The organism is Micromonospora sp. NPDC004336 (genome assembly GCF_053602615.1).
The window spans coordinates 17,841-42,868 of the sequence record NZ_JBSGDY010000011.1 but is presented as its reverse complement, the minus strand read 5'-3'; the positions used below and the strand labels follow the sequence as shown (position 1 = coordinate 42,868).

22 protein-coding genes are annotated in these 25,028 nt (G+C 75.3%); 10 read left to right on the top strand and 12 right to left on the bottom strand.

The genetic code is table 11. The annotated features are described in order from the left end of the window. Positions 1–156: 156 nt before the first annotated feature. Positions 157–1,491, bottom strand: a complete 1,335-nt coding sequence (locus ACWENR_RS04665) for a hypothetical protein (RefSeq protein WP_452275693.1) — start codon at positions 1,489–1,491, stop codon at positions 157–159. Positions 1,492–1,685: 194 nt separating this feature from the next. Between ACWENR_RS04665 and ACWENR_RS04660 the strand changes: the two genes are divergently transcribed. The 6 genes from ACWENR_RS04660 (at position 1,686) to hutH (ending at position 9,669) form a co-directional block, all read left to right on the top strand. Continuing rightward, the gene (locus ACWENR_RS04660; protein ID WP_452275692.1) at positions 1,686–2,537 is read left to right on the top strand and encodes a MurR/RpiR family transcriptional regulator; all 852 of its coding nucleotides are present in this window, start codon (positions 1,686–1,688) and stop codon (positions 2,535–2,537) included. Positions 2,538–2,550: 13 nt separating this feature from the next. Further along, positions 2,551–4,209, top strand: a complete 1,659-nt coding sequence (gene hutU / locus ACWENR_RS04655) for a urocanate hydratase (protein WP_452275691.1) — start codon at positions 2,551–2,553, stop codon at positions 4,207–4,209. A 55-nt stretch (positions 4,210–4,264) separates the two neighbouring features. Then, entirely contained in the window at positions 4,265–5,464 is a 1,200-nt protein-coding gene (locus ACWENR_RS04650; RefSeq protein WP_452275690.1) for an allantoate amidohydrolase, read from the top strand. A 112-nt stretch (positions 5,465–5,576) separates the two neighbouring features. Further along, on the top strand, positions 5,577–6,935 hold the full coding sequence (locus ACWENR_RS04645) for a formimidoylglutamate deiminase (RefSeq protein WP_452275689.1): 1,359 nt from the start codon (positions 5,577–5,579) through the stop codon (positions 6,933–6,935). Next, positions 6,932–8,134, top strand: a complete 1,203-nt coding sequence (gene hutI, locus ACWENR_RS04640) for an imidazolonepropionase (protein WP_452275688.1) — start codon at positions 6,932–6,934, stop codon at positions 8,132–8,134. The genes ACWENR_RS04645 and hutI overlap by 4 nt, the downstream gene beginning before the upstream one ends. Next, positions 8,131–9,669, top strand: a complete 1,539-nt coding sequence (gene hutH, locus ACWENR_RS04635; protein ID WP_452275687.1) for a histidine ammonia-lyase — start codon at positions 8,131–8,133, stop codon at positions 9,667–9,669. Before hutI ends, hutH begins: the two co-directional genes overlap by 4 nt. A 52-nt stretch (positions 9,670–9,721) precedes the next feature. Here hutH and ACWENR_RS04630 read toward each other — a convergent pair whose 3' ends face one another. The 11 genes from ACWENR_RS04630 to ACWENR_RS04580 form a co-directional block, all read right to left on the bottom strand. Continuing rightward, complete coding sequence (locus tag ACWENR_RS04630; RefSeq protein WP_452275686.1) at positions 9,722–10,636, bottom strand: AEC family transporter; 915 nt, start codon at positions 10,634–10,636, stop codon at positions 9,722–9,724. 22 nt (positions 10,637–10,658) lie between these two features. Next, the gene (rdgB, locus tag ACWENR_RS04625; RefSeq protein WP_452275685.1) at positions 10,659–11,276 is read right to left on the bottom strand and encodes an RdgB/HAM1 family non-canonical purine NTP pyrophosphatase; all 618 of its coding nucleotides are present in this window, start codon (positions 11,274–11,276) and stop codon (positions 10,659–10,661) included. A gap of 52 nt (positions 11,277–11,328) precedes the next feature. Next, positions 11,329–12,060, bottom strand: coding sequence for a ribonuclease PH (gene rph, locus ACWENR_RS04620; RefSeq protein ID WP_452275684.1), 732 nt, complete (start codon positions 12,058–12,060; stop codon positions 11,329–11,331). 65 nt (positions 12,061–12,125) lie between these two features. After that, entirely contained in the window at positions 12,126–13,019 is an 894-nt protein-coding gene (locus tag ACWENR_RS04615) for a hypothetical protein (protein WP_452275683.1), read from the bottom strand. A gap of 84 nt (positions 13,020–13,103) precedes the next feature. After that, positions 13,104–13,850 carry an MBL fold metallo-hydrolase gene (locus tag ACWENR_RS04610; RefSeq protein ID WP_452275682.1) on the bottom strand — a complete coding sequence of 249 codons (747 nt, stop codon included), beginning with the start codon at positions 13,848–13,850 and terminating at the stop codon, positions 13,104–13,106. Positions 13,851–14,141: 291 nt separating this feature from the next. Then, on the bottom strand, positions 14,142–15,107 hold the full coding sequence (locus ACWENR_RS04605) for a PLP-dependent cysteine synthase family protein (protein WP_452275681.1): 966 nt from the start codon (positions 15,105–15,107) through the stop codon (positions 14,142–14,144). 10 nt (positions 15,108–15,117) lie between these two features. After that, positions 15,118–15,453, bottom strand: coding sequence for a MoaD family protein (locus ACWENR_RS04600; RefSeq protein WP_452275680.1), 336 nt, complete (start codon positions 15,451–15,453; stop codon positions 15,118–15,120). Between the two features lie 74 nt (positions 15,454–15,527). After that, positions 15,528–16,016, bottom strand: a complete 489-nt coding sequence (locus tag ACWENR_RS04595; protein WP_452275679.1) for a Mov34/MPN/PAD-1 family protein — start codon at positions 16,014–16,016, stop codon at positions 15,528–15,530. 53 nt (positions 16,017–16,069) lie between these two features. Continuing rightward, the gene (locus tag ACWENR_RS04590; protein WP_452275723.1) at positions 16,070–16,564 is read right to left on the bottom strand and encodes a DUF2017 domain-containing protein; all 495 of its coding nucleotides are present in this window, start codon (positions 16,562–16,564) and stop codon (positions 16,070–16,072) included. A gap of 2 nt (positions 16,565–16,566) precedes the next feature. Then, on the bottom strand, positions 16,567–16,857 hold the full coding sequence (clpS, locus tag ACWENR_RS04585; protein ID WP_452275678.1) for an ATP-dependent Clp protease adapter ClpS: 291 nt from the start codon (positions 16,855–16,857) through the stop codon (positions 16,567–16,569). Positions 16,858–17,005: 148 nt separating this feature from the next. Next, positions 17,006–18,556, bottom strand: coding sequence for a hypothetical protein (locus tag ACWENR_RS04580; RefSeq protein ID WP_452275677.1), 1,551 nt, complete (start codon positions 18,554–18,556; stop codon positions 17,006–17,008). A gap of 199 nt (positions 18,557–18,755) precedes the next feature. On the opposite strand from ACWENR_RS04580, the gene ACWENR_RS04575 reads away from it, so the two are divergent. The 4 genes from ACWENR_RS04575 (at position 18,756) to ACWENR_RS04560 (ending at position 24,609) form a co-directional block, all read left to right on the top strand. Further along, a complete protein-coding gene (locus ACWENR_RS04575; protein ID WP_452275676.1) occupies positions 18,756–21,431 on the top strand; it encodes a LuxR C-terminal-related transcriptional regulator in 2,676 nt (891 codons plus the stop codon). Between the two features lie 16 nt (positions 21,432–21,447). Further along, positions 21,448–22,734, top strand: coding sequence for a nicotinate phosphoribosyltransferase (locus ACWENR_RS04570; RefSeq protein ID WP_452275675.1), 1,287 nt, complete (start codon positions 21,448–21,450; stop codon positions 22,732–22,734). Between the two features lie 13 nt (positions 22,735–22,747). Then, positions 22,748–23,329, top strand: coding sequence for an isochorismatase family protein (locus ACWENR_RS04565; protein ID WP_452275674.1), 582 nt, complete (start codon positions 22,748–22,750; stop codon positions 23,327–23,329). Between the two features lie 65 nt (positions 23,330–23,394). Then, positions 23,395–24,609, top strand: a complete 1,215-nt coding sequence (locus tag ACWENR_RS04560) for an MFS transporter (RefSeq protein WP_452275673.1) — start codon at positions 23,395–23,397, stop codon at positions 24,607–24,609. The last annotated feature ends 419 nt before the right edge of the window (positions 24,610–25,028 follow it).

The following is a 25,028-nucleotide window of genomic DNA, read 5'->3' as shown; positions in this document are numbered from 1 at the left end:
TCCCGCCCCGGCCGCCCGTGCGAACGGCGCTGCCCTCGTGCGACCGGCACAGGCTGACCGGGCGGGGCCGTGAGCGGGTGTCACCCTGCTCAGAAGGGCCGAACCGGCCGGGCGGAGGAGGCCCGGCCGGAAGTGGCGGAGGCGCCGGCTGGCGCGTCAGAAGAGGGCGACGTCGCGGAGGTAGTTGGCAACCCGGCGCAACCGGTTGGCCCCGTCGACCGGCGCCGTCATCCGGAACACGAGTTGACGGTCGACGCGGCCGCTGTCGCCTCCTCGCCAGTAGGCGACGATCACCAGGCCGTACCGCTGCTCACCGTCGATCTGCAGCTGGCTGGACTCGGCGAAGGCGACATTCTCTCCACCACGCGTCCACTGCAGGTTCCAGGCTTCCTCTGCCTGACGCATGGCGGTCTGCCGCTTCGCGTCGCAGGGCTGCAGGCAGTCCCGAACGATCAACTCGCCGCCGATCGCGTCGGCCCCGGTCGCGGGCGTGCCGCAGTTGTACTTGACAAACTCCTCGCCCCGGCCGGCGAGCGTGCACTCCCAGTCCACCGGAACCTTGACCGGGAAGGGGAGACCCTCCAGGCCGGTCACCGTGCGAACGTTGTCGCGGGCACCGAACTTCGGCCACTGGCTCGGCCATGCTCCGGACTTCGGCGGCTCGATACCGGGTGACTGCGGCGGCGACGTCGGCAACGCCGGCGGTCCGGCCGTGCTGCTTCCGCTGCTGCTCGGCGACGCTTCCACCTGCGGCGGTGCCGGGTCGTCCGACCCCGCCCAGAAATACACGCCACCGGCGCTGGCGAGCAGCACCAGGACCAGCGCGGCGATCCCGACCACGAGCCCGGTCCGTCGACGGGGCTTCGAGGGTGTGATGCGACGGTCCTGCGGGGCGAACGGGTCGGTCGGGGGCGAGACCGTCGAGGGGTTGGGCCCCCCGAACGGCATCTGGGCCGTGGCACCGTCCGCGGGCACCGGGTCATCCTGAGACCCGGCCGGCGAGGCCGGAGCGGCCGACACCGGCGTCGGGGACGCCGACACCGGCTGGCCGGAGACCGGGGTCACCTGCGCCGCCCACGGCGCGTGTGGCATCCCTGACACGGGCTGTGGAACACCGGAGACGGGATGCGGCACCCCGCTGACTTGCTGGGGCATCCCCGAGACCGGACGGTCGACCGTCGGATCCGGGGTGTATTCCACGCCGAGCGCACGGAACAGCTTCTCCGCGCCCGGCCCGACCTCCGCCGAGTAGGCCACCCAGGGCGCGGCGGCCGAGAAGTCGGCGTACGCGTAGGGCAGGGGGTTCGCCGCCTGCGCCAGGGAGTTCGTCATCCCGGCGAACGCCTCCCGCCAGCCCGGGGCGGCGGCGACGGCGGCGTCCAGGACGGCAACGGTGACCAGGCGGCCCTGCTCGTCGATGGCTGCCCACGCCTTGCCGACGGGCGAACTGCCCAGCACGTGGGTGAACCTGTAGGGACCTCCCGGCTGCATGCCAACTCCTCTGCTCAACCGCCGTGCGGATCCTACAGAGGTCGCGCCAGCGTCCTCGCCCGCCGGTCGCGGGCCTGACACTTGCTGGGACGCCGCAAAGGGCCAGCGTGTGTCTCCGCGGGGTACCAGTCGACCGCACGACGAAGCCGGACACCAGGCTTGTCCGTGAAAGTTTTCATGCATACAGTCAGCACGTGAATGAAGGAGCCGTCGCGGCGCCCACCGACCAGGTGTCGGGCCTGTTCCAGGGGGTCCGGCTCACCCCCACCCAGCGCCGCATCGCGCACTGCCTGGTGCAGCACGCGCCGGCCGTGGCATACCTGTCGGCCGCCGAGGTGGCCGAGCTGGCGGGCGTCAGCCAGCCGTCGGTCACCCGGTTCGCGGTGGCGCTCGGCCACGACGGCTACCCCGCGCTGCGCCGCCGGCTCCGCGAGCTGACGGCCGGCGCGCCGGACGGTCCCGCCGACGCCGGCAACGAGCTCCAGCAGGCGGTACGCGCCGAGATCGGCAACCTCGACCGCCTCGCCGGGCAGCTCGCCGACCGGGAGCGGATCGCCGAGACCGGCCGGCTGCTGGCCGCCAGCCGTCCCCTCCCGGTGCTCGGTCTGCGGGCCGCCGCGCCGCTGGCCGCGTACTTCGCGTACTTCGCCGCCAAGGTGCACCCCGACGTGCGGGTCCTCGACGTCGGCGGCAGCCTGCTCACCGACCGCCTCGAGCAGGCCGCCGAGGCCGGGGCGGGCGCCCTGCTCGCCTTCGTGCTGCCCCGCTACCCCCGGGAGACCCTCGACGCGCTGCGCGAGGCGCGGGCCGCCGGCCTCCGGGTGGTGGCCATCACCGACTCGCCGGTCAGCCCGGCCACCGAGCACGCCGACGTGGTGCTGCCCGCCGCCGTCGGCGCGCAGCTCGTCTTCGACCTGCACACCGCCCCGATGACCCTGGCCATGGTGCTGCTCCAGGCCATCTGTGACGCCGACCCCGCCGACACCCAACGCCGGCTGGAGGCCTTCGAGGCGTCCGCCGCCCGCCGCCAGCTGTTCCTCGGCTGAGAGGAGACCCGAGATGTCCCAGCCCGTCCGCGCCGCACGCGGCACCGAACGCACCGCCCGAGGCTGGCCCCAGGAGGCCGCGCTGCGGATGCTGATGAACAACCTCGACCCGGAGGTGGCCGAGCGCCCCGAGGACCTGGTGGTCTACGGCGGCACCGGCCGGGCCGCGCGGGACTGGCCGTCCTACCACGCGCTGGTGCGCACCCTGACCGACCTGCGCGACGACGAGACCATGCTGGTGCAGTCCGGCCGGCCGGTGGGCGTCCTGCGCACCCACGAGTGGGCGCCCCGGGTGCTGCTGGCCAACTCGAACCTGGTCGGCGACTGGGCCACCTGGCCGGAGTTCCGCCGCCTGGAGCAGCTCGGCCTCACCATGTACGGGCAGATGACCGCCGGCTCGTGGATCTACATCGGCACCCAGGGCATCCTCCAGGGCACCTACGAGACGTTCGCCGCCGTCGCCGCCAAGAGGTTCGGCGGCACCCTGGCGGGCACGCTGACGCTGACCGCCGGCTGCGGCGGGATGGGCGGGGCGCAGCCCCTCGCGGTCACCATGAACGGCGGCGTCTGCCTGATCGTCGACGTGGACCGGACCCGGCTGGACCGCCGGGTGCACGACCGCTACCTCGACGAGGTCGCCGACTCCCTGGACGACGCCGTCGAGCGGGTGCTCGCCGCGAAGCGGGACCGCCGCGCGCTGAGCGTCGGCGTGGTCGGCAACGCGGCCACGGTCTTCCCGGAGCTGCTGCGCCGGGGCGTCGACATCGACGTCGTCACCGACCAGACCAGCGCGCACGACCCGCTGTCGTACCTGCCGGAGGGGGTGGAGCTGGCCGACGCCCGGGACTACGCGGCGGCGAAGCCGGCCGAGTTCACCGACCGGGCGCGGGCGTCGATGGCGAAGCACGTCGAGGCGATGGTCGGGTTCCTCGACGCCGGCGCGGAGGTCTTCGACTACGGCAACTCGATTCGGGGCGAGGCGAAGCTCGGCGGGTTCGAGCGGGCCTTCGACTTCCCCGGTTTCGTGCCCGCGTACATCCGGCCGTTGTTCTGCGAGGGCAAGGGCCCGTTCCGGTGGGCGGCGCTCTCCGGCGACCCGGCCGACATCGCCGCCACCGACCGGGCGATCCTGGAGTTGTTCCCCGAGAACGAGTCCCTGGCCCGGTGGATCCGGATGGCCGGCGAGCGGGTCGCCTTCCAGGGCCTGCCGGCGCGGATCTGCTGGCTCGGCTACGGCGAGCGCGACAAGGCGGGCGTGCGGTTCAACGAGATGGTCGCCTCCGGCGAGCTCTCCGCGCCCGTGGTGATCGGCCGGGACCACCTGGACTGCGGCAGCGTGGCGAGCCCCTACCGGGAGACCGAGGCGATGGCCGACGGCTCCGACGCGATCGCCGACTGGCCGCTGCTCAACGCGCTGGTCAACACCGCCAGCGGGGCGTCCTGGGTGTCGATCCACCACGGCGGCGGGGTGGGCATCGGCCGGTCGATCCACGCCGGGCAGGTCTGCGTGGCCGACGGCACCGCCCTGGCCGGGCAGAAGATCGAGCGGGTGCTCACCAACGACCCCGCGATGGGCGTCATCCGCCACGTGGACGCCGGCTACGACGCCGCCCGCGACGTCGCGGAGGCCACCGGCGTCCGGGTGCCGATGGCGGAGCGGGGCAACCCGTGAGCGCGAGGAGTGCAGCGAAGCGGAGCCCCGCAGTCGCGAACAACGGAGGTGCCCCGTGAGTGACCTCGCCGAGCGGTTCCGGGCGCTGTGGGACGAGATCGCGCCGGTCGGGCGGGACGAGCGCAGCGGCGGCTACCTGCGGTACGCGCTGACCGGGCCGGAGCTGCGGCTGCGGGAGTGGTTCCGCGGTCAGGCCGACCGCCGGGCCATGCCGGTCACCGAGGACGGCAACGGCAACCTCTTCGCCTGGTGGGGCGAGCCGGAGGCCGGCGGCGCGGTGCTGACCGGCAGCCACTTCGACTCGGTGCCGCACGGCGGGGCGTACGACGGGCCGCTCGGCATCGTCAGCGCGTTCCTCGCGGTCGACGAGCTGCGCGCGGCGGGCGTCGCGCCGGCCCGGCCCGTGGCGGTCGCCGCGTTCGTCGAGGAGGAGGGGGCCCGGTTCGGCGTACCCTGCCTCGGGTCGCGGCTGCTCGCCGGGGAGATCGCGGTGGAGCGCGCGGCCGGGTTGCGCGACGCCGACGGGGTGAGCTTCGCCGAGGCGTTGGGCGACCGGCCGGCGGGCGCCCGGCCGGAGCTGGTCGGCCGCTTCGCCGCCTTCGTCGAGCTGCACGTCGAGCAGGGCCGAGCGCTGGTCGAGGCCGACGCGCCCGTCGCGGTCGCCAGCGCCATCTGGCCGCACGGCCGCTGGCGCTTCGAGTTCACCGGCGAGGGCAACCACGCCGGCACGACCCGGATGGCCGACCGCCGCGACCCCATGCTGACGTACGCCTTCACGGTGCTGGCGGCCAACAAGGAGGCCCGGCTGCGCGGCGCCCACGCCACCGTCGGCCGGGTGTCGGTGGAGCCGAACGCCACGAACGCGATCCCGTCGAGGGTGACGGGGTGGCTCGACGCCCGGGCCGCCGAGCCGGAGACGCTGACGGGGCTGGTCGACGCGGTGCGCGCGAAGGCCGCCGAGCGGGCCCGCCGCGACGGTACGGAGGTGGCGCTGACCGAGGAGTCGGCCACCCCGCTGGTCGCCTTCGACGGCGGCCTGGCCGGCCGGCTGGCGGCCCTGCTGGACGCGCCGGTGCTGCCGACCGGCGCCGGCCACGACGCGGGGGTGCTCGCCGCGCACGTGCCCACGGCGATGCTCTTCGTGCGCAACCCGACCGGGGTGTCGCACTCCCCGGCCGAGTCGGCCAGCGACGCCGACTGCGCCGCCGGGGTGACCGCCCTGGCCCGGGTCCTGGAGGAGCTGACATGCCGCTGACCGGGGTCCGAAGCCGCCGTCGGCGGCCTGTCGAGCTGATGTCGCAGACGACTCGCCCCGGCGGTGATCGACTGATGTCGCAGACGACTCAGCTCGACAGGGGGCGAACGACATGACCGGGACCCGCTGGCTGGCCGAGTACGCCTGGCTGCCCGAGCACGCCGAGCCGACCGCCGACGTGCTGATCGAGACGGCCGACGGGCGGATCACCGGGGTCACGCCGCTGACCGCCGGGAGCACGCCGCCCGCCGGGGTCGAGGTCATGACCGATGCCGAGCGGCTGCCCGGGCTGACCCTGCCGGGGCTCGCCAACGCGCACTCGCACGCCTTCCACCGGGCGCTGCGCGGGCGCACCCACGGCGGGCGCGGCGACTTCTGGACGTGGCGCGACCGGATGTACGCGGTCGCCGCCCGCCTGGACCCGGACTCGTACCTGGCCCTGGCCCGGGCCGTCTACGCCGAGATGGCGCTGGCCGGGATCACCTGCGTCGGCGAGTTCCACTACCTGCACCACAACCCGGACGGCACCCCGTACGCCGAGGCGAACGCGATGGGCGAGGCGCTGGTCGAGGCCGCCGCCCACGCCGGGATCCGGATCACGCTGCTCGACACCTGCTACCTCACCGCCACCGTCGACGGGCAGCCGCTCGCCGGGCCGCAGCGGCGCTTCGGCGACGGCGACGCGCTGCGCTGGGCGGAGCGGGCCACCGCGTTCACGCCCACCGACGGCCACGCCCGCGTGGGCGCCGCGATCCACTCCGTGCGCGCGGTGCCGGCCGGACAGCTCGCCACGGTGGCCAACTGGGCGGACAGCCGGGGCGCGCCCCTGCACGTGCACCTGTCCGAGCAGCCCGCCGAGAACGACGCCTGCCGGGCCGCCCACGGCTGCACCCCCACCCGGCTGCTCGCCGACCACGGGGCGCTCGGCCCGGACACCACGGCCGTGCACGCCACCCACCTGACCAGCGGCGACCTCACCCTGCTCGGCGACACCGGCACCGGCGTCTGCCTCTGCCCCACCACCGAGCGGGACCTGGCCGACGGCATCGGCCCGGCCCGGCGGATGGCCGACGTCGGCCTGCCGCTCAGCCTCGGCAGCGACAGCCACGCCGTGGTCGACCTCTTCGAGGAGGCGCGCGCCGTCGAGCTGGACGAGCGGCTGCGCACCCGCCGCCGCGGCCACTTCGGCGCCGCCGAGCTGCGCGACGCCGCCACCGTGGGCGGCCACGCCGCGCTGGGCTGGCGCGACGCCGGGCGGCTCGCCGTGGGCGCCCGCGCCGACCTGGTGACCGTACGGCTGGACAGCCCCCGCACGGCCGGCGTACCCCCGGTGGGGGTCTGGTTCGCGGCGGGCGCGGCGGACGTCACTCAGGTCGTGGTGGACGGCCGGGTGGTGGTCCGCGACGGCCGGCACCTGACCGTCGACGTGCCGGCCGAGCTGACCGCGGCGATCGAGGAGGTGACCTCATGAGCAGTGTGCTGGTCGACGACATCGGCGAGCTGGTGACCAACGACCGGGGCGGCGAGGGCGGCCCGCTGGGCATCCGGCGCGACGTCGCGCTGCTGGTCGAGGACGGGCGGGTGGCCTGGATCGGGCCGGCCCGCGACGCGCCGGCCGCCGACCGGCGCGTCGACGCGCGGGGCGCGGCGGTGCTCCCCGGCTTCGTCGACAGCCACGCCCACCTGGTCTTCGCCGGGGACCGGGCCGCCGAGTTCGCCGCCCGGATGGCCGGGCAGCCGTACACCGGCGGCGGCATCCGGACCACGGTCGGCGCCACCCGGACCGCCGGCGACGACGAACTGCGGGCCAACGTGCGCCGGCTGCGCGACGAGGCGCTGCGGCAGGGCACCACCACCATCGAGATCAAGAGCGGGTACGGCCTCACCGTCGCCGACGAGGCCCGCTCCCTGGCGATCGCCGCCGAGGTCAGCGAGGAGACCACCTTCCTCGGCGCCCACGTCGTCCCCGCCGAGTACGCCGACCGCCCCGACGACTACGTGGGTCTGGTGTGCGGGCCGATGCTGGCCGCCGCCGCGCCGCACGCGCGCTGGATCGACGTCTTCTGCGAGCGGGGCGCCTTCGACGCCGACCACACCCGGGCGATCCTGACCTGCGGGCAGGCCGCCGGCCTGGGGGTGCGGGTGCACGCCAACCAGCTCGGGCCGGGGCCGGGCGTCCGGCTCGGCGTGGAACTCGGCGCGGCGAGCGTCGACCACTGCACCCACCTGACCGACGCCGACGTCGACGCGCTCGCCTCGACCCGGGTCGACGGCACCGCCGACGAGGACGGGCACACCGCCACCGTGGCGACCCTGCTGCCCGGCGCCGAGTTCTCCACCCGCTCGCCGTACCCGGACGCCCGCCGGCTGCTCGACGCCGGCGTGACCGTGGCGCTGGCGACGGACTGCAACCCCGGCTCGTCGTACACCTCGTCGATGCCGTTCTGCGTGGCGCTCGCCGTACGCGAGATGCGGATGACCCCGGCGGAGGCCGTCTGGGCGGCGACCGCCGGCGGCGCGCGGGCGCTGCGCCGCGACGACGTCGGGGTGCTCAGGCCCGGGGCCCGGGCCGACCTCGTGATCCTCGACGCCCCCTCCCACCTGCACCTGGCCTACCGGCCGGGTGTGCCACTGATCCGCCAGGTCCTGCGCAACGGAGTCCCACAATGACGTCTGTCTCCATCCTGCCCACCGGCATCTCCCCCGCCGACGTGCTCGCCGTGGCGCGCGGCACCGCCAAGGTCGTGCTCGACCCGGCCGCCGTGGACGCGATGCGGACCAGCCGGTCCATCGTGGACGGCATCGAGGCCGCCGGCCGGCCGGTCTACGGCGTCTCCACCGGCTTCGGCGCGCTGGCGAACACCTTCGTCGCGCCGGAGCGGCGGGCCGAACTGCAGCACGCGCTGATCCGCTCGCACGCCGCCGGGGTCGGCGCCCCGATGCCGCGCGAGGTGGTGCGGGCGATGATGCTGCTGCGGGTCCGCTCGCTGGCGCTCGGCCGCTCCGGGGTCCGGCCGCTGGTCGCCGAGGCGCTCGTCGACCTGCTCAACCGCGACGTGACGCCGTGGGTGCCCGAGCACGGCTCGCTGGGCGCCTCCGGCGACCTGGCGCCGCTGGCGCACTGCGCGCTGGTGCTGCTCGGCGAGGGGTGGGTGCTCGGCCCGGCCGGCGAGCGGGTGCCCGCCGCCGACGCGCTGCGCCAGGCGGGGCTGGCGCCCGTCGAGCTGGCCGCCAAGGAGGGCCTGGCACTGATCAACGGCACCGACGGCATGCTCGGCATGCTGCTGCTGGCGATCCACGACGCCGCGCACCTCTTCGCGATGGCCGACGTCACCGCCGCCCTCGCGATCGAGGCGATGCTCGGCTCGGAGCGGCCGTTCCTGCCGGAGCTGCACGCCATCCGGCCGCACCCCGGCCAGTCGGCCTCGGCGGCGAACATCCACCGGCTGCTCCAGGACTCCCGGGTGATGGACTCGCACCGGGACGACCTGGCGCACGCGGTGCAGGACGCGTACTCGATGCGCTGCGCGCCGCAGGTCGCCGGGGCGGCCCGGGACACGCTCGACTTCGTCCGCACGGTGGCCGGCCGGGAGCTGGTCTCGGTGGTGGACAACCCGGTGGTGCTGCCGGACGGCCGCGTCGAGTCGACCGGGAACTTCCACGGCGCGCCGCTGGGCTTCGCCGCGGACTTCCTCGCCATCGCCGCCGCCGAGGTGGGCGCGATCGCCGAGCGCCGGGTGGACCGGCTGCTCGACGTCACCCGGTCCCGGGAGCTGCCGGCGTTCCTCTCTCCCGACGCCGGGGTCAACTCGGGGCTGATGATCGCCCAGTACACGGCCGCGGGGATCGTCGCGGAGAACCGCCGGCTCGCCGCGCCCGCGTCGGTGGACTCGCTGCCCACCAGCGGCATGCAGGAGGACCACGTCTCGATGGGCTGGGCGGCGACCAAGAAGCTGCGTACGTTGCTGGACAACCTGACCAGCCTGCTCGCGGTGGAGCTGCTGGCCGCGGTGCGCGGTCTGCAGCTGCGCGCCCCGCTGGAGCCGTCGCCGGCCGGGCGGGCCGCCGTCGCGGCGCTCGCCGGCGTCGCCGGGGAGCCCGGGCCGGACGTCTTCCTCGCCCCGCTGATGGAGGCCGCCCGGGCCGTGGTGGCCGGGCCCGAGCTGCGCGCCGCCATCGAGCGCGAGATCGGCCCCCTGGACTGACGGTCCGCGCCGGGCCGTCGTGGCGACACGGTGGCCCGGCGCCCGCCGGTGGTCAGCCCGCCAGCACCGCGACCCCGATCAGCACGGGCACGGCGGTCACCGTCGACAGCAGGATCGAGTCGCGCGCCAGGACCGCGCCCCGGTCGAAGCGGACCGCGTACACGAAGACGTTCTGCGCCGTCGGCAGTGCGGCGGTGACCGTGCAGGCCAGCACGAGGGTGGCCGGCAGCCCCATCGCGAAGCGCGCGACGAGGTAGGCGACGGCGGGCTGGGCCACGGTCTTGAGGACGACCGCGAGGCGTACGTCCCGACCGGTGTCGCCGGAGCCGGGCCGCGGCGCGCCGTGCAGGGAGACCCCGTACGCGATCAGCGTGGCGGGGACCGCCATCGCCGCGACGAGGGCGATCGGCCGCAGCACCGGCTCCGGCGGCAGCCAGCCCGTCAGGCTCGCCGCGACGCCCAGCGCGCACGCCACGGTGACCGGGTTGGTGAGTGGCTGGAGCACCACGGCGCCGGGCGACGGTCGCCTCTTCGCCGTGGCCGCCTCGAGGAGGGTGAACGCGACAGGCGTCACGACGACCAGCTGGAACATCAGGACGGGCGCGACGAACGAGGCGTCGCCGAGAACGTAGACGGCGACCGGGATGCCGATGTTCGCCGCGTTGACGTACGACGAGGCCAACGCCCCGATGGTCGCCTCCGCGACGGAGCGACGCCAGCGGAGCCGGGCGACGGCCACGTACAGCGACGCCACGGCGACGGTGCTCGCCACCGTCACGACCAGGGCGGACGAGACGATCGCGGGCACGTCGGCCCGGGCCACCGTCTGGAACAGCAGCGCCGGGGTCGCCACGAAGAACGCGACCCGGGAGAGGACGGTGGCCGCCTCCGGCCCCAGCACCCCGCCGCGACCGAGCGCGTAGCCGACGGCGATGACGGTGGCGATGACGGCGAAGCCCGTCAGCACCCCTCCCACCGGGGCGGGGCCGTCAGCTCGCGGGCGGCAGCACCTTGGCGACCAGCTTGGCCAGCTCCCGCAGCGCCTTGCCGCGGTGGCTGACCGCGTCCTTCTCCTGCGGCGTCAGCTCGGCGTTGGTCCGGTCCTGTCCGTCGCCGAGGAAGATCGGGTCGTAGCCGAAGCCGCCGTCGCCGCGCGGCGCGCGCAGCAGCCGGCCCGGCTGCCGGCCGTCGACCAGGTGCTCCTTGCCGCCGGGCAGCACCAGGGCCACCGTGCAGACGAAGGACGCCCCCCGGTGCTCGTCGGGGAGGTCGGCGATCTGGTCCAGCACCAGCTGGAGGTTGGCCCGGTCGTCGCCGTGCCGGCCGGCCCAGCGGGCGCTGAACACCCCCGGCATGCCGTTGAGCGCGTCGACGGCGAGGCCGGAGTCGTCGGCGATCGTCGGCAGGCCGGTGCGCCGGCATCCCTCCCGCGCCTTGATCAGGGCGTTCTCGCCGAAGGTCAGGCCGGTCTCCGGCAGCTCCGGGTATTCCTCGACGTCGTCGAGGCCGAGCAGGGCGACGCGGTGCGCGCCGAGCGCGCCGTCGAGGATCCGCTGCAGCTCGACGAGCTTCTTGCGGTTACGGGTGGCGAGCAGCACCTTGTTCATCAGAATCCACCTTTGTTCGCGACTGTGGGGCTCGCAGGCTCACTCCTCGCGCTCACGGGAGGAGGAGCGCCTTCCGCTGGGCTTCGGCCAGTTCCACGCAGCCGGCGACGGCCAGGTCGAGCAGGGCGTCGAGCTGTTCGCGGGCGAAGACGCCGGCCTCGCCGGTGCCCTGCACCTCGACGAACTCGCCGGCGCCGGTGCAGACCACGTTCATGTCGACCTCGGCGGTCACGTCCTCGGCGTAGTTGAGGTCGAGCCGGGGCTCGCCCTCGATGACCCCGACGCTGACGGCGGCCACCGAGCGGTGCATCACCTTCTCCGGCTTGCCGGCCAGCGCCTTGCGCCCGGCCAGCCAGGTCACGGCGTCGTGCAGCGCCACGTACGCGCCGGTGATCGCCGCGGTGCGGGTGCCGCCGTCGGCCTGGAGCACGTCGCAGTCGAGCACGATCGAGTTCTCGCCGAGCGCCTTCAGGTCGATCGACGCCCGCAGGCTCCGGCCGATCAGCCGGGAGATCTCGTGGGTACGCCCGCCGACGCGGCCCTTCACGCTCTCCCGGTCGGAGCGGGTGTTGGTGGCGCGGGGCAGCATCGCGTACTCGGCGGTGACCCAGCCGAGCCCGGAGCCCTTGCGCCAGCGGGGCACCCCCTCGGTCACGCTGGCGGTGCAGAGCACCCGGGTGTCGCCGAACTCCACGAGCACCGAGCCCTCCGGATGGGTGCTCCAGCCCCGGGTCAGCGTCACAGGTCGGAGTTCGTCGGGTCGCCGCCCGTCAGGTCGCGCCATGCCTGCACCCTATGCGGTGCGACGGCCGGCCCGTTGCGGGGTGCCCGCGCCCGGTGCGTCGGTCCTCAGTCGCACTCCCGGATGCGGACGTTGAGCACGAGCGGGCGGTCCCAGCCGAGCGGCACCTTGTCCAGCCCCGTCGTCGTCGCCGTCGCCCGGCACGCCTTCACCCGCCACGTCCAGGTGCAGGTGGGGCCGCCGTACTGGAAGCCGTTCGCCACACAGCGCGTCACGTCCTCGATCTTCGCGTCCTGCGCGCCGGCCGCGACGAGCCACTCGTGCACCCGCTCGCCGAGGTCCACCGGGCAGCGCCCCTGCGGGCAGGTGAACCGGTACACCTGCAGCGTCGCGTCGTCGCCCTCGACGAGCCCGTCGGAGGTGAAGCTGTGCGGCCGCCCCCAGTCCGCGAAGATGGCCCTCCGTTCGGCCATGTCCTGCCGGGGCGCCCACCAGCCGACGTAACCGGCGATGCCGCCGCCGGCGCAGAGCCCCACTGCGAGCAGCCCGGCCAGCACCGCGAAGAACACCCGCAGCCCGGTGGACCGGCGCGGCGGCGCCGGGGCGGGCCCGGCCGGCGGGAGGGCGGCCGCCGGCGGGTGCGCGCCGGGCCGGCCGGCCGGCGGGTGCGCGCCGGGCCGGCCGGCCGGCGGGTACGGGCCGGCGGGGAACGGCGCGGGCCCGGGACCTCCGTCGGCGGCGGGCGGCGGCGGATACGGCGCGGCGACCGGCTGCGCGTGCGGCGGATACGGGTGTCCGTGCGCCGGGGTCGCCGGCGGGTACGGCCCGGCTCCCGCCGGCGGGTACGGCCCGGCTGCCGCCGGCGGCTGCTGCGCCGGCTGCCCCGGCCAGGGCCCGGCCGGGCCGGGCGGCAGTGGCGCACCGGGCGCACCGGGCGGGCTCGCGGGAGGCGTCGGCGGGTGGGGCTGCCAGCCGGCCGCGCCGGAGGGGGAGTCGCTCACCGGCGAGATCCTAGGGGGACGGCGCGGTTTTCGGGCCCCCGCCCGTCGGGAACCCGGGAGCGGCCGGGACGGCGGGGCGCCGGGTCAGACGTCGTACGTCGCGCCGGGGCGGACCACCTCGAGCGGGCCGGAGAAAGACGCGCCGGCCGCCTCCACGGTCATCGCCTCGCTGCCCCAGGCGGCCACGAGGTGGGTCAGCAGCAGCCGGCCGACGCCCGCCTTGGTCGCCGCCTCGCCGGCCTCCCGGCCGGTCAGGTGCAGGTCGGGCGGGTTGTCCACGCCGTCGAGGTAGCTGGCCTCGCAGAGGAACACGTCGGCGTCCTGGGCCAGCCGCAGCAGCGCGTCGCAGGGCGCGGTGTCGGAGGAGTAGCAGAGCACCCGGCCCCCGTGCTCCAGCCGCACGCCGTACGTCTCCACGGGGTGGTTGACCCGGTCGACGGTGACGGTGAAGGGGCCGATCGGGAAGGTGCCGGGCTGGAGGCCGTAGAACTGGTAGACGTCCTCGACGGTGCTGTCCTCCTGCCCGTACGCGGCGGCCAGCCGGTCGGGCGCGCCGGACGGGGCGTAGACCGGCAGCGGCGGGTAGGGGCCGTCCGGGGCGTAGCGCCGGACCACCACGTACGCCGCCGCGTCGAGGATGTGGTCGCAGTGCAGGTGGGTCAGGAGGATGGCGTCGGGGGCGTGCAGCCCCGCGTAGCGCTGGAGGTTGGACAGCGACCCGGAACCGAAGTCGACCAGGAGCCGGAAGCCGTCCGCCTCGACGAGGTAGGCCGAGCAGGGAGACTCGGGCCCGGGGAAACTGCCGGCGCAGCCCAGCACGGTCAGGCGCATCGAGTGGTCTCGCTGTCACGATGCGTAGTGCTCGCGCCGACGGTCCGTCTCTCGATGATCTCTACCGACGCGTACGCCACGCTGCGCAGCCTACGCTGGCAGACCGGGCGGCAAGAATCATCCACCGGAAGTTGTCACCAAGGTGACACCCGCTGCGGGACCGCCGCGCCGCAGCCGCCGAGGAGTGACGAGGCGGCGCCCCACGGTCGCGCTGAGTGAGCGGAACGGCCGGCCCGCCGACCGCCGCCGCCGGGGTCACCGGCGTGCGGCGGTGACCCCGCAGCGGCGTCGTCAGGCCCAGAGCTGCCCCTCCAGCGCGTCCTCCGCGTCGGCGAGCGTGCCGCCGTACGCGCCGGTGGAGAGGTATTTCCAGCCGCCGTCGGCGACCACGAAGGCCACGTCGGCGCGGCGGCCCTCGCGGACCGCCTCGTGCGCCACCGCCAGGGCGGCGTGCAGGATCGCCCCGGTGGAGAAGCCCGCGAAGATGCCCTCCACCTCCACCAGCTGCCGCGTCCGCAGCACGGCGTCGCGGGTGCCGACGGAGAAGCGCCGGGACAGCACGGTCGCGTCGTAGAGCTCCGGGACGTATCCCTCGTCGATGTTGCGCAGCCCGTAGACCAGCTCGCCGTAGCGCGGCTCGGCCGCGACGACCTGGATGCCGTCGACCTTGTCGCGCAGGTAGCGCCCGGTGCCCATCAGCGTCCCGGTGGTGCCGAGGCCCGCCACGAAGTGGGTGATCGTGGGCAGGTCGTGCAGCAGCTCGGGACCGGTGGTCTCGTAGTGCGCGCGGGCGTTCGCCTCGTTGCCGTACTGGAAGAGCATCACCCAGTCGGGGTGCTCGGCCGCGATCTGCTTCGCGGTGGCCACCGCCTGGTTCGAGCCGCCCGCCGCCGGCGAGAAGATGATCTCCGCGCCGTACATCCGGAGCAGTTGCACCCGCTCGGTGGAGACGTTCTCCGGCATCACGCAGACCAGCCGGTAGCCGCGCAGCTTCGCCACCATGGCCAGGGAGATGCCGGTGTTGCCGCTGGTCGGTTCGAGGATGGTGTCGCCCGGCCGGAGCCGGCCCGCCTCCTCGGCCGCCCGGACCATGAACAGGGCCGCCCGGTCCTTGATGCTCCCGGTCGGGTTCCGGTCCTCCAGCTTCGCCCAGAGCCGCACCGGCGGCGCCCCGTCGGGCACCGTCGGGGAGAGCCGCGGCAGGCCGACCAGGGGCGTGCCGCCGGAGGCGTCGAGCAGGCTGTCGTACCGCGTCATCGCGGCCGCCTCAGCGGGCGGCGACGGCCGCGCGGTGACCGGCGATCGCCGCGGCGGCGGCGAAGCCGAACGCGCCACCCGCGACCGCCGGCAGGATGGTCACGCTGTCGCCGTCGTTGAGCTTGGCGTCCAGCGCGCCCAGGAAGCGGACGTCCTCGTCGTTGACGTAGACGTTGACGAAGCGGTGCAGCGCCCCGGCGTCGGTGACCAGCCGGGCCTTCAGGCCGGCGTGCCGGGAGTCCAGGTCGGCGAGCAGGTCGCCCAGCGTGTCGCCGGCGCCCTCGACGACCTTCGCGCCGCCCGTGTAGCTGCGCAGGATGGTGGGGATGCGGACCTCGATGGCCATGGTGTCGTGCTCCTCGTTGATGATCGGGTGTGCCGGAAGGTGACGGGACGTGGACGGGTGTGGCGGCGCTGGGATCAGCGGCCGGAACACTCGTAGTCGACCGTCGCCGGGCTCTGCCCGAACATGTAGGACTGCACGGCGTGCGGGTCCACCCCCGCGTCGAGGATGCGCACCGGCTCCTCGGTCACCACGCCGTCCACGATGCGGAAGGAGCGGATCTCCTCCGTGTCGGGCTCGCGGGTGGAGACCAGCAGGTAGTGCGCGCCCGGCTCGCCGGCGAAGGAGACGTCCGTCCGGGACGGGTAGGCCTCCGTGGCGGTGTGCGAGTGGTAGATGACGACGGGCTCCTCGTCCCGGTCGTCCATCTCGCGCCACACCCGCAACTGCTCCATCGAGTCGAACTCGTAGAACGTCATGGAGCGGGCGGCGTTGTCCATCGGGATGTGCCGGGTGGGGGTGTCGCTGCCGACGGGACCGGCGACCACGCCGCACGCCTCGTCGGGGTGGTCCCGGCGCGCGTGGGCGACGATCGCGTCGATGATCGACCGGTCGATGCTCAGCACGTGTGCCAGCCTAACTCGTGCGCGGCGCCAATCTAAGGTGGTGCCGGTCACGCCTAGTCGATCAAGGCGTTGAGCAGGGACTCCTGGAGATAGCCGAGATAGGCGTAGACCGACAGTTGGAACACCCGGCTCGACGTCGGATCCTCCGCGACCGCGTCGTCGAGCTCCTCGCCGAGGTCGGTGCCGTCCTTGATCTCCAGCCGGACGCCCATCGCCAGCCGGGCGTCGTTGAGCGCCCGCAGCCACGCCTCGGCGGCCTCCGCGTCGAGGCGCACCTCGCCGCCGGCGGAGTCGGGCAGCGCGGCGAGGATCGCGCCGGCCTGGTCGATCTTGCCGGTCTTGAGGTCGCCCTCGGTGTAGCGGCGGAACTCGGCGGTGCCGGACGGGTCGTCCGGGTAGACGTCGGGGAAGAGCCGGCCGACCACCGGATCCGAGTGGTCGAAGCCGTCGGTCAGCAGACCGACCACCTCGGAGGCGACCTTGCGCAGCACCCGGACCTCGTCGACGGCGAAGGTGGCGACGTAGCGGTCGCCCTGGCGACGGAACATGCTCACGACCGGTCCACCGTCGCCCACAGCCCGTACGCGTGCAGCTGCGACGCGTCGTGCTCCATCCGCTCCCGCGCGCCGCTGGAGACGACGGCGCGCCCCTTGTGGTGCACGTCGAGCATGAGTTCCTCCGCCCGCTCCCGGCTGTAGCCGAAGAGCTTCTGGAACACCCACGTCACGTAGGTCATGAGGTTGACCGGGTCGTCCCACACGATCGTCACCCACGGCCGGTCGGACGCCGGCACCTCATCGGTGTCCGGCGTCTCGACCGGTGCAACCTGCGGAGCCGCCATGCCCCCCATCGTGCCACCGGACCCGGCGAACCGAGGAACCGGAACGCCGGCCTGCCGCGGTTCGCCGCGTCCGGCCTGGTCGGGCGCGTCGGAGGCGGCCCGCACCGACCCCCGGGCGGGACCGGCGGCAGGGGCGACCCGCTCGCCCTCAGGCGAGCAGGATGCCGTGGTCGACCGCATCGGCAAGCACCCCGTCCAGCGACAGGCGGACCACGTCGAGCCGCCGGGACACCTCCCGGGACAGCTCCAGCTCGACCTCGCGCAGCGCGCGCTGGGCCCAGGCCCGGGCGGCGTTGGGATCATGGTTGCCGGGGCTGCGCCAATGCTGCCAGCAGCCGCCCGAGAGGGCCACCGCGACGGGCGGGAGCACCTCGGCACGCTCGGCGCCCGGGCAGCTCGCCAGGGCGTCGCTCGCGCCGGCGCCGGTCAGCCCGGCCACGCCCCCGGTGCTGGTCACCAGCAGGACGCGGTCCAGCTCGGGACCGCCGCCATGGTCGGTCAGGCCCCAGCGCACCGCGAAGCGGAGGCGCCGGCGGACGCCCTCGGACAGCGGCGCGCCCAGGACCCGGCCGGCGGCCTCCTCGACGAGCCGGTCGACCGCGTGGTCGCACTGGGCCGTGGCCAGCAGCGACAACGCCTCCATCTCCCGGTCGAGCAGCTGCGGCATGCCGGCGCAGCCGTCGCCGTGGACGATCTCCCGCACCACCCGGAGGTGGGTGTTCGCCAACTCCAGGGCGAGGTGCTGGCGGATGCGCTGGGCGCAGGTGCGGGCCTGCCGGTCGAGCCGCTCGGACCAGTCGCCCGGGTCGGCGGCCACCGGCACCCGGCCGTGCGCCCCGGGCAGCACCGGCGGGTCGACGCTGGCCCGCCGCAGCCCTTCCTCGGCGGCCCAGCCCACCAGGGCCCGGCGCAGGTCGGCCCCGTCGCCGTCGGCCACCGGGAACCAGCGCGCCCGGGCGAGCGCCGGCACGGCGGCCAGCAGGGCCGCCCGGTGCGCCTCGACGGTGACCGCGACCGGGTCCACCCGGGCCGCGCCGGCACCCGGCCCGGCCGGCGCGACGGACGCCCCCGTGCCCTCCGTCGTCGCCGCCTCGGGAACCGGTGCCCACCCGGCCGGGCCCGGGGTGACCGCGAAGAAGACCTCCACCCGGGCGCGGGCCACCTCGGCGAGCAGGTTCAGCTCGACGGCGGTGAAGGCCTGGTCGGCGGCGATCACGAAGAGCACCGCGCCGGACCGGCCCGCCGCGTCGAGCAGCAGCCGGATGCCGGCCACCCCGAGCGCGCCGGTGTCCGGTGTGTCGACGAGGCTGAAGTGCCGCAGCAGCGGCTCGGGCAGGCTCAGCTCGACGCGGCGCGGCGGGCGCGCCAGCGCCGGGCCGGCGGCGAACCGGTCGGCGCCGTAGGAGTGGGGCTGGCGGTAGCCGGGCACGTAGGCCGCCCGGGTCGGCACGCGGGAGCGCCGTACGACCAGCCAGCTGCCGGCGGGAACGGCCAGCATGGCGGGCTCCAGCCGGAGCACGCCGGCGAGCACCTCCGGCCGGCCCCCGCCGGCCGGGCCGACGGCGAGCACGGCCAGCGGCTCCTCCGGCCCCGGCTCCGTCACACCGAGCCTGGTCGGCAGGGGGCCCCGGTGGGGTCGCTTCGCGGCGCCGGCCGTGTCGTCGGGCACGTCGACCGCGGGGAGAGGACCCGGCATCATTCGCGAGCGGCCTCCCGTGGCAGGCGGCCGGCAGCGGCCGCGTGGAATTGTCCGGTGACGACACCCGGATGCCGGAAGAGTACGGCCGATCAGGGCCCCTACCCGAACACTTCGAATACTCAGCAGTAACTGCGAGGTTACTCAACTTCGCTGCGTGACGGTACAAGCGCGGACGGGTTTCGATGGATATGCTGCCTCGATGAGTCGGTGGAGTTTCGTCGGCCGGGCGGATGAGCTCAACCGTCTGTTGTCGGCGGTGACCGGCGCGGAGGGACGGGGCCTCTTCTTCAGCGGGAGCGCGGGCATCGGCAAGAGCCGCCTGCTGCGCGAGGGGGTGGCGGCGCTGTCCCGCGACAGCCACGCGGTCTGGTGGATCGCGGCGAGCGCCACCACGGCCGCGCTGCCGTTCGGCGGGCTGGTCCAGGTGCTCCCGGCCGAGCAGCCGCAGGGCCTGTCCCCCGCCGGCATCCTGCGCTGGGCGGTCGACGTGCTGCAACAACAGGCCGCCGGCCGCCGGATCGTCCTGGCGATCGACGACGCGCACCTGCTCGACCCGCCGTCGGCCGCGCTGGTGCACCTGGTCGCCCGCGCCGAGAACGCCACGGTGATCGGCACGCTGCGCGACGGCGAGCAGATCCCGCTGCCGATCCGGGCCCTGTGGACCGACGACCTCGTCGACCACGTCGAGCTGAACCCGCTGCCGCCCGCCGAGACCACCCGGCTGCTCTCCGAGATCCTCGACGGCCCGGTCGACGCCACCTCCGCCGACCGGCTGGGCCGCCTCTCCGCGGGCAACCCGCTGCTGCTGCGGGAGCTGGTCTTCGCCGCCGACCGCGGCGAGCTGACCCGCACGTACGGGATCTGGAAGTGGACGGGCCGGCTGGAGCTGGCGCCCAACCTGACCGACCTGATCGACACGCGGGTCGGGCAGCTCACCCCGGGCGTCCGGGCGGTGGTCGAGCTTGTCGCCTTCGGCGAGCCGCTCGGCCTGCACCTGCTCAACCAGGCCGTCGACCCGACGGACGTGGAACACGCCGAGGAGCGGGGGCTGATCGTCGTGGTCCACGACGACCGGCGGGCGAACGTGCGGCTGGCGCACCCGCTCTACGGCGAGGTGATGCGCCGCCGCTGCCCGGTCAGCCGGACCCGGCGGCTGCAGGCGCGCCTCGCCGAGCTGCTGGAGCAGGTCGGCAAGCGGCGCCGCGACGACCTGCTCCGGGTGGCCGTGTGGCGGCTCGACTCCGGCACCGCGCAGAACCCGGCCCTGCTGCTCGACGCGGCCGGGCAGGCGTTCGCCCGCTACGACGTGCCGCTGGCGACCCGGCTGGCCCGCGCGGCGCTGGACGCCGGCGGCGGCTTCGACGCCGCGGAGCTGCTGGCCACCATCCTGATGTTCGCCGACCGCCCGGACGAGGCGATCGAGGTCCTCGACGCCGTCGCCACCGACATCCGGTGCGACCGGCGGCTGAGCCGCTGGCTGACGGTACGGGGCATGGTCAGCTACTGGGGCCTCAGCCGAGAGTCCACCGTGGAGGAGATCGCGGCCCGCAGGGCGGCCCTGGAGGACTCCGCCGACCAGGCGCGGGTGCTGGCCTTCGAGGGCATCATGCGGCTGCACCGGCTGGACACCGCGCTCGCCCTGCGGCTCGGGCAGACGGTGCTGGACCGGCCGGCGGCCAGCGTCTCGGCCCGGGAGCTCGCGCGCAGCACCATCGCCTACCTCCAGGCGGCGCAGGGGCAGCTGCACCGCAGCGCCACCGCCGTCAACCAGGTGCAGGCCGAGGCGGGCCGCTGGCGGGCCGACATGCCGTACCTGCAACTGGCCCTGGAGCTCGCCCGGGGCACGAGGCTGGCGCTCGCCGGCGACCTCGCCGGCATCGACGCGATCGTGGCCGACGAGTTCGCCGACCTGGCCGGCGCCGGCGACTTCCGGCTCGGCACCGGCTACCTGGCCATCCTCCAGGCGTACGCGGCCCGGCTGCGCGGCCAGAGCGACGCGGCGCTGCGGACCAGCCTCGAGGCGTGCGCGGTCCTCGCCACCAGCCGGGTCTACGCGGGGCTGGCCCAGGCCGAGCGGGCCCAGGCGGCGGCGCTGCGCGGCGACGCCGCGCAGGCGGCCGACGCGATGGCGGAGGCCGACCGCACCCACGCCCCCGGCATGGCCGTGCTCTACCCGTGGCTGGAGCAGGCCCGGGGGGCGGTGCTCGCCGTCGGCGGCGACGTGCCCGGCGCCGCCAAGCACCTCGGCGCGCTGGCCGACCGGCTCCGGGCGGACGGCTTCGCCGGTCACGAGGTGCACGTGCTGCACGACCTGGTCCGGCTGGGCCGGGCGTCCGCCCCGGTCGGTCCGACCTGCTCCGACGGCAGCCGGCGCACCGTCGCGCAGCGGCTGGCCGAGCTCTCCGAGCGGGTCGACGGCGACCTGCCGCCGCTGCTGGCCCGGCACGCCCGGGCCGCCGCGGGCGACTCCGCCGAGGAGTTGCTGGCGGTGGCCGATGGCTTCGAGGCGCTGGACCTGAGGGTGTACGCGGCGGAGGCGACCGCCGCCGCCCTGGACCGGCTGCGCCGGCAGCGGTCGCCGTCGGCGGCCGCGGCCCGGGAACGCCTCGCCGCCCTGCTCGGCCGCTGCGACCTGCTCCGTACGCCGGCGTTGCAGGCCGGGGCGCCCGCGCTGACCGAGCGCGAGTGGCAGGTGGCCCGGCTGGCGGCGGACGGCGTGACCAGCCGGGTCATCGCCGAGCGGCTCTACCTCTCCGCCCGCACCGTGGAGAACCACCTCCAGCGGATCTACAGCAAGCTCGGCGTGGCCGGCCGGGCCGAGTTGCGGTCCGCCCTGCGGGCGATCCCGGGCCACGAGGGCGACGAGTCGGGCTGAACTCTAGGCTGGGGCGGTGAGCACCCTTCGCCCCGCGCTGCTGACCGACCACTACGAGCTGACCATGGTCAGCGCCGCCCTGCGGGACGGCACCGCCGACCGCCGCTGCGTCTTCGAGGTGTTCAACCGGCGGCTGCCCGCCGGCCGGCGCTACGGGGTGGTCGCCGGCACCGGCCGGCTGATCGAGATGATCCGCGACTTCCGCTTCGACGCCGACGAGATCGACTTCCTGCTCCGCACCGGGGTCGTCGACGAGCAGGCCGCCGCCTGGCTGCGTGACTACCGCTTCACCGGCGACGTCGACGGCTACGCCGAGGGCGAGCTGTTCTTCCCCGGCTCGCCGATCCTCACCGTCTCCGGCGGCTTCGCCGAGTGCGTGGTGCTGGAGACACTGGTGCTCTCGGTGCTCAACTACGACAGCGCCGTGGCCGCCGCCGCCGCGCGGATGGTCACCGCGGCCCGCGGCCGGACCCTCATCGAGATGGGCTCCCGGCGGGCGCACGAGGAGGCGGCGGTGGCCGCGGCGCGGGCCGCGTACCTGGCCGGGTTCCGGTTCACCTCCAACCTCGCCGCCGGGCAGCGGTACGGCATCCCGACCGCCGGCACCGCCGCGCACGCGTTCACCCTGCTGCACGACGACGAGCGGGCCGCGTTCGCCTCCCAGGTCGCCACGCTGGGCAAGGAGACGACGCTGCTCGTCGACACGTACGACATCAGCCAGGGCATCCGCAACGCCATCGCCGTGGCCGGGCCCGACCTGCGGGCGGTACGGATCGACTCCGGCGACCTCGCCGTGATCGCCCAGCAGTCCCGCGAGCTGCTCGACTCGCTCGGCGCCACCGAGACGAAGATCATCGTCTCCGGCGACCTCGACGAGTACGCCATCGCCGCCCTCGCCGCCGAGCCCGTCGACATGTACGGCGCCGGCACCGCCGTGGTCACCGGCTCCGGCGCGCCCACCGCCGGGCTGGTCTACAAGCTGGTCGAGGTCGACGGGCGCGCGGTGGTCAAGCGCTCCGAGCACAAGTCCACCATCGGCGGCCGGAAGGTGGCCGTCCGCCGGCACAAGCCGACCGGCACCGCCACCGAGGAGGTCATCGTGCCGCAGGGCGTGCCGGACCGGCGGCCCAACGACCGCCTGTTGCAGCGCCCCTTCCTGGTCGGCGGCGAGCCGGTCGACGGCCCGACCCTCGACGAGTCGCGGGAGCACCTGCGACAGTGTCTGATCTCCATCCCCTGGGAGGGGCTGAAGCTTTCCGCCGGCGACCCGGCCATCCCGGTCACGGTCGTACCGGCCGACTGAAAGGAACACTCCGGTGGGTAACGCGCTGATCATCGTGGACGTGCAGAACGACTTCTGCGAGGGCGGCTCGCTGGCCGTCGGCGGTGGGGCCGGCGTGGCGGCCGGCGTCACCCGGCTGCTCGCGGCCGAACCGGGCCGCTGGGACCACGTGGTGGCGACGAAGGACTACCACGTGGACCCGGGGGCGCACTTCGGCGACCCGCCGGACTTCGTGGACTCCTGGCCGCGGCACTGCGTGGTGGGCACCCCGGGCTCCGAGTTCCACCCGGAGCTGGCGACCGACCGGATCGAGGCGATCTTCCACAAGGGCGAGCACGCGGCGGCGTACTCGGGCTTCGAGGGGCACGCCGACGACGGCGAGTGCCTGGCCGACTGGCTGCGCCGGCACGGGGTGGACACGGTCGAACTGGTCGGCATCGCCACCGACCACTGCGTGCGGGCCACCGCCCTCGACGCCGCCCGGGAGGGCTTCGCCACCACCGTGCTGCTGGACCTGACCGCCGGCGTCGCGCCGGAGACCACCGACGTGGCGTTGCGGGCGATGGAGGGCGCCGGCGTCACGCTGCGCGGGGAGCCTGTGATCAGGGCCGCATGAGGCGGTAATTCGTTGGCGGGTGTCGTACCCCGGGTCGAGGATGTCCGGCGGAGGTACGCACCGACATGAACCTGAAGCCTTACCGGGAGGCGCTCGCCCTGCCCGGTCTCCGTTCGCTGCTGCTGGTGTCGGTGCTCGCCCGCATCCCGCTCACCGCGACCGGGGTGACCCTGACGTTCTACGTCGTGCTCGACCTCGGGCGCGGCTACGGGGCGGCCGGGCTCGTCGGCGCGGCCATCACCGTGGGCGCCGCGATCGGCGGTCCGCTGCTCGGCCGCCTGATCGACCGGCACGGGCTGCGACCGGTGCTCGTGCTCACCGGGATCGTCGAGGCGCTCTTCTGGTCCACCGCGCCGATGCTGCCCTACCCGCTGCTGCTGCCGGCCGCGTTCCTCGCCGGCTCGCTGGCCCTGCCGATCTTCTCGGTGGTGCGGCAGTCCGTCGCCGCGCTGGTGCCGCCGGAGCGGCGCCGCCCCGCGTACGCCCTGGACTCGATGTCGGTGGAGCTGTCGTTCATGGTCGGCCCCGCGCTCGCCGTGGCGGCGGTCACCGCCATCTCCGCCCGCACCACCCTCTACCTGGTCGGCGCGGGAATCGTCGCCGCCGGCATCGCGTTCTGGGTGCTCAATCCGCCCACCCGGGGCGGCGGCGAGCCGGCGGGGCCCCAGCCGAAGGTGCCGCGCCGGGCGTGGCTCACCCCGCGGCTGCTCGCCGTGCTGGCGATCAGCACCGCCGGCACGCTGGTGCTGGGCGGCACCGACGTCGCCGTGGTCGCCGTGCTCCGGGAGAGCGGCGACGTCGGGTGGACGGGCGCCGTCCTCGCCGTCTGGGCGGTCGCCTCGCTGGTCGGCGGCTTCGCGTACGGGGCCGTCCGCCGCTCGTTCTCGCCGCTGGTCCTGATGGCCGCGCTCAGCCTCTGCACCATCCCGGTCGGGCTGGGCGGGGCACACTGGTGGCTGCTCTGCCTCGCGCTGATCCCCGCCGGGGCGCTCTGCGCGCCGACCCTCGCGGCCACCGCCGACGAGGTGAGCCGGCTCGCCCCCGCCTCCGTACGCGGCGAGGCGATGGGCCTGCACGGCTCGGCGGTGACCGTCGGGATCGCGGTGGGCGCCCCGCTCGCCGGCGCCGTGATCGACGCCTCCGCGCCGGCCTGGGGCTTCGCGGTCACCGGCGCGATCGGCGCGCTGGTGGCGCTGGCCGTGCTCCCGATCGAGCTGCGCCGCCGCCGCGCCGCCGCGCCGGTTCCGGCCGAGCCGGACCTGGCCCCCGCCGTCGGCTGACGCCACCCCGACCCGCACCGCACCGGCCGGACTCCCGCCCGACCCACTCGACGCAGCGCCCCTACGGGCCGGGCCGGACGGGCCGTGCCAGGCGCTCTGGCCACCCGAGGAGTCCGCAGCCGCTCACCCCCGGCCGTGCGCGCCGGCGGCCTGCCCACGCCACGCGCCGGGCGCCACGCGATCCGCCGCCCTCGGGCCTTCGCAAGGCCATCAGCTCGCCCCTGCCGCCCGGCTCCCATCCGAGCCGCCACCCTCGGAGGGTTCCACCCCGGTCCCACCCCGACAGCCCACCTCGACCCGGGCCCGTCCGACGCCCCCGCGTCCGCCCCAAGCAATGTCACAACATCAGGGAAGCTGCTGCCTCAGCAGGCATCGAAGCGGCAGTTTCCCCGAAATTGCTGGCGGACCGGCGAGAGCGC

Bases quoted from the DNA above. Each gene is read 5' to 3' on its own strand.
- ACWENR_RS04665 (WP_452275693.1), bottom strand. From the start codon at position 1,491: ATGCAGCCGGGAGGTCCCTACAGGTTCACCCACGTGCTGGGCAGTTCG.
- hutU (WP_452275691.1), top strand. From the start codon at position 2,551: ATGTCCCAGCCCGTCCGCGCCGCACGCGGCACCGAACGCACCGCCCGA.
- ACWENR_RS04645 (WP_452275689.1), top strand. From the start codon at position 5,577: ATGACCGGGACCCGCTGGCTGGCCGAGTACGCCTGGCTGCCCGAGCAC.
- hutI (WP_452275688.1), top strand. From the start codon at position 6,932: ATGAGCAGTGTGCTGGTCGACGACATCGGCGAGCTGGTGACCAACGAC.
- hutH (WP_452275687.1), top strand. From the start codon at position 8,131: ATGACGTCTGTCTCCATCCTGCCCACCGGCATCTCCCCCGCCGACGTG.
- rdgB (WP_452275685.1), bottom strand. From the start codon at position 11,276: ATGAACAAGGTGCTGCTCGCCACCCGTAACCGCAAGAAGCTCGTCGAG.
- rph (WP_452275684.1), bottom strand. From the start codon at position 12,060: ATGGCGCGACCTGACGGGCGGCGACCCGACGAACTCCGACCTGTGACG.
- ACWENR_RS04610 (WP_452275682.1), bottom strand. From the start codon at position 13,850: ATGCGCCTGACCGTGCTGGGCTGCGCCGGCAGTTTCCCCGGGCCCGAG.
- ACWENR_RS04605 (WP_452275681.1), bottom strand. From the start codon at position 15,107: ATGACGCGGTACGACAGCCTGCTCGACGCCTCCGGCGGCACGCCCCTG.
- ACWENR_RS04600 (WP_452275680.1), bottom strand. From the start codon at position 15,453: ATGGCCATCGAGGTCCGCATCCCCACCATCCTGCGCAGCTACACGGGC.
- ACWENR_RS04590 (WP_452275723.1), bottom strand. From the start codon at position 16,564: ATGTTCCGTCGCCAGGGCGACCGCTACGTCGCCACCTTCGCCGTCGAC.
- clpS (WP_452275678.1), bottom strand. From the start codon at position 16,857: ATGGCGGCTCCGCAGGTTGCACCGGTCGAGACGCCGGACACCGATGAG.
- ACWENR_RS04580 (WP_452275677.1), bottom strand. From the start codon at position 18,556: ATGATGCCGGGTCCTCTCCCCGCGGTCGACGTGCCCGACGACACGGCC.
- ACWENR_RS04575 (WP_452275676.1), top strand. From the start codon at position 18,756: ATGAGTCGGTGGAGTTTCGTCGGCCGGGCGGATGAGCTCAACCGTCTG.
- ACWENR_RS04560 (WP_452275673.1), top strand. From the start codon at position 23,395: ATGAACCTGAAGCCTTACCGGGAGGCGCTCGCCCTGCCCGGTCTCCGT.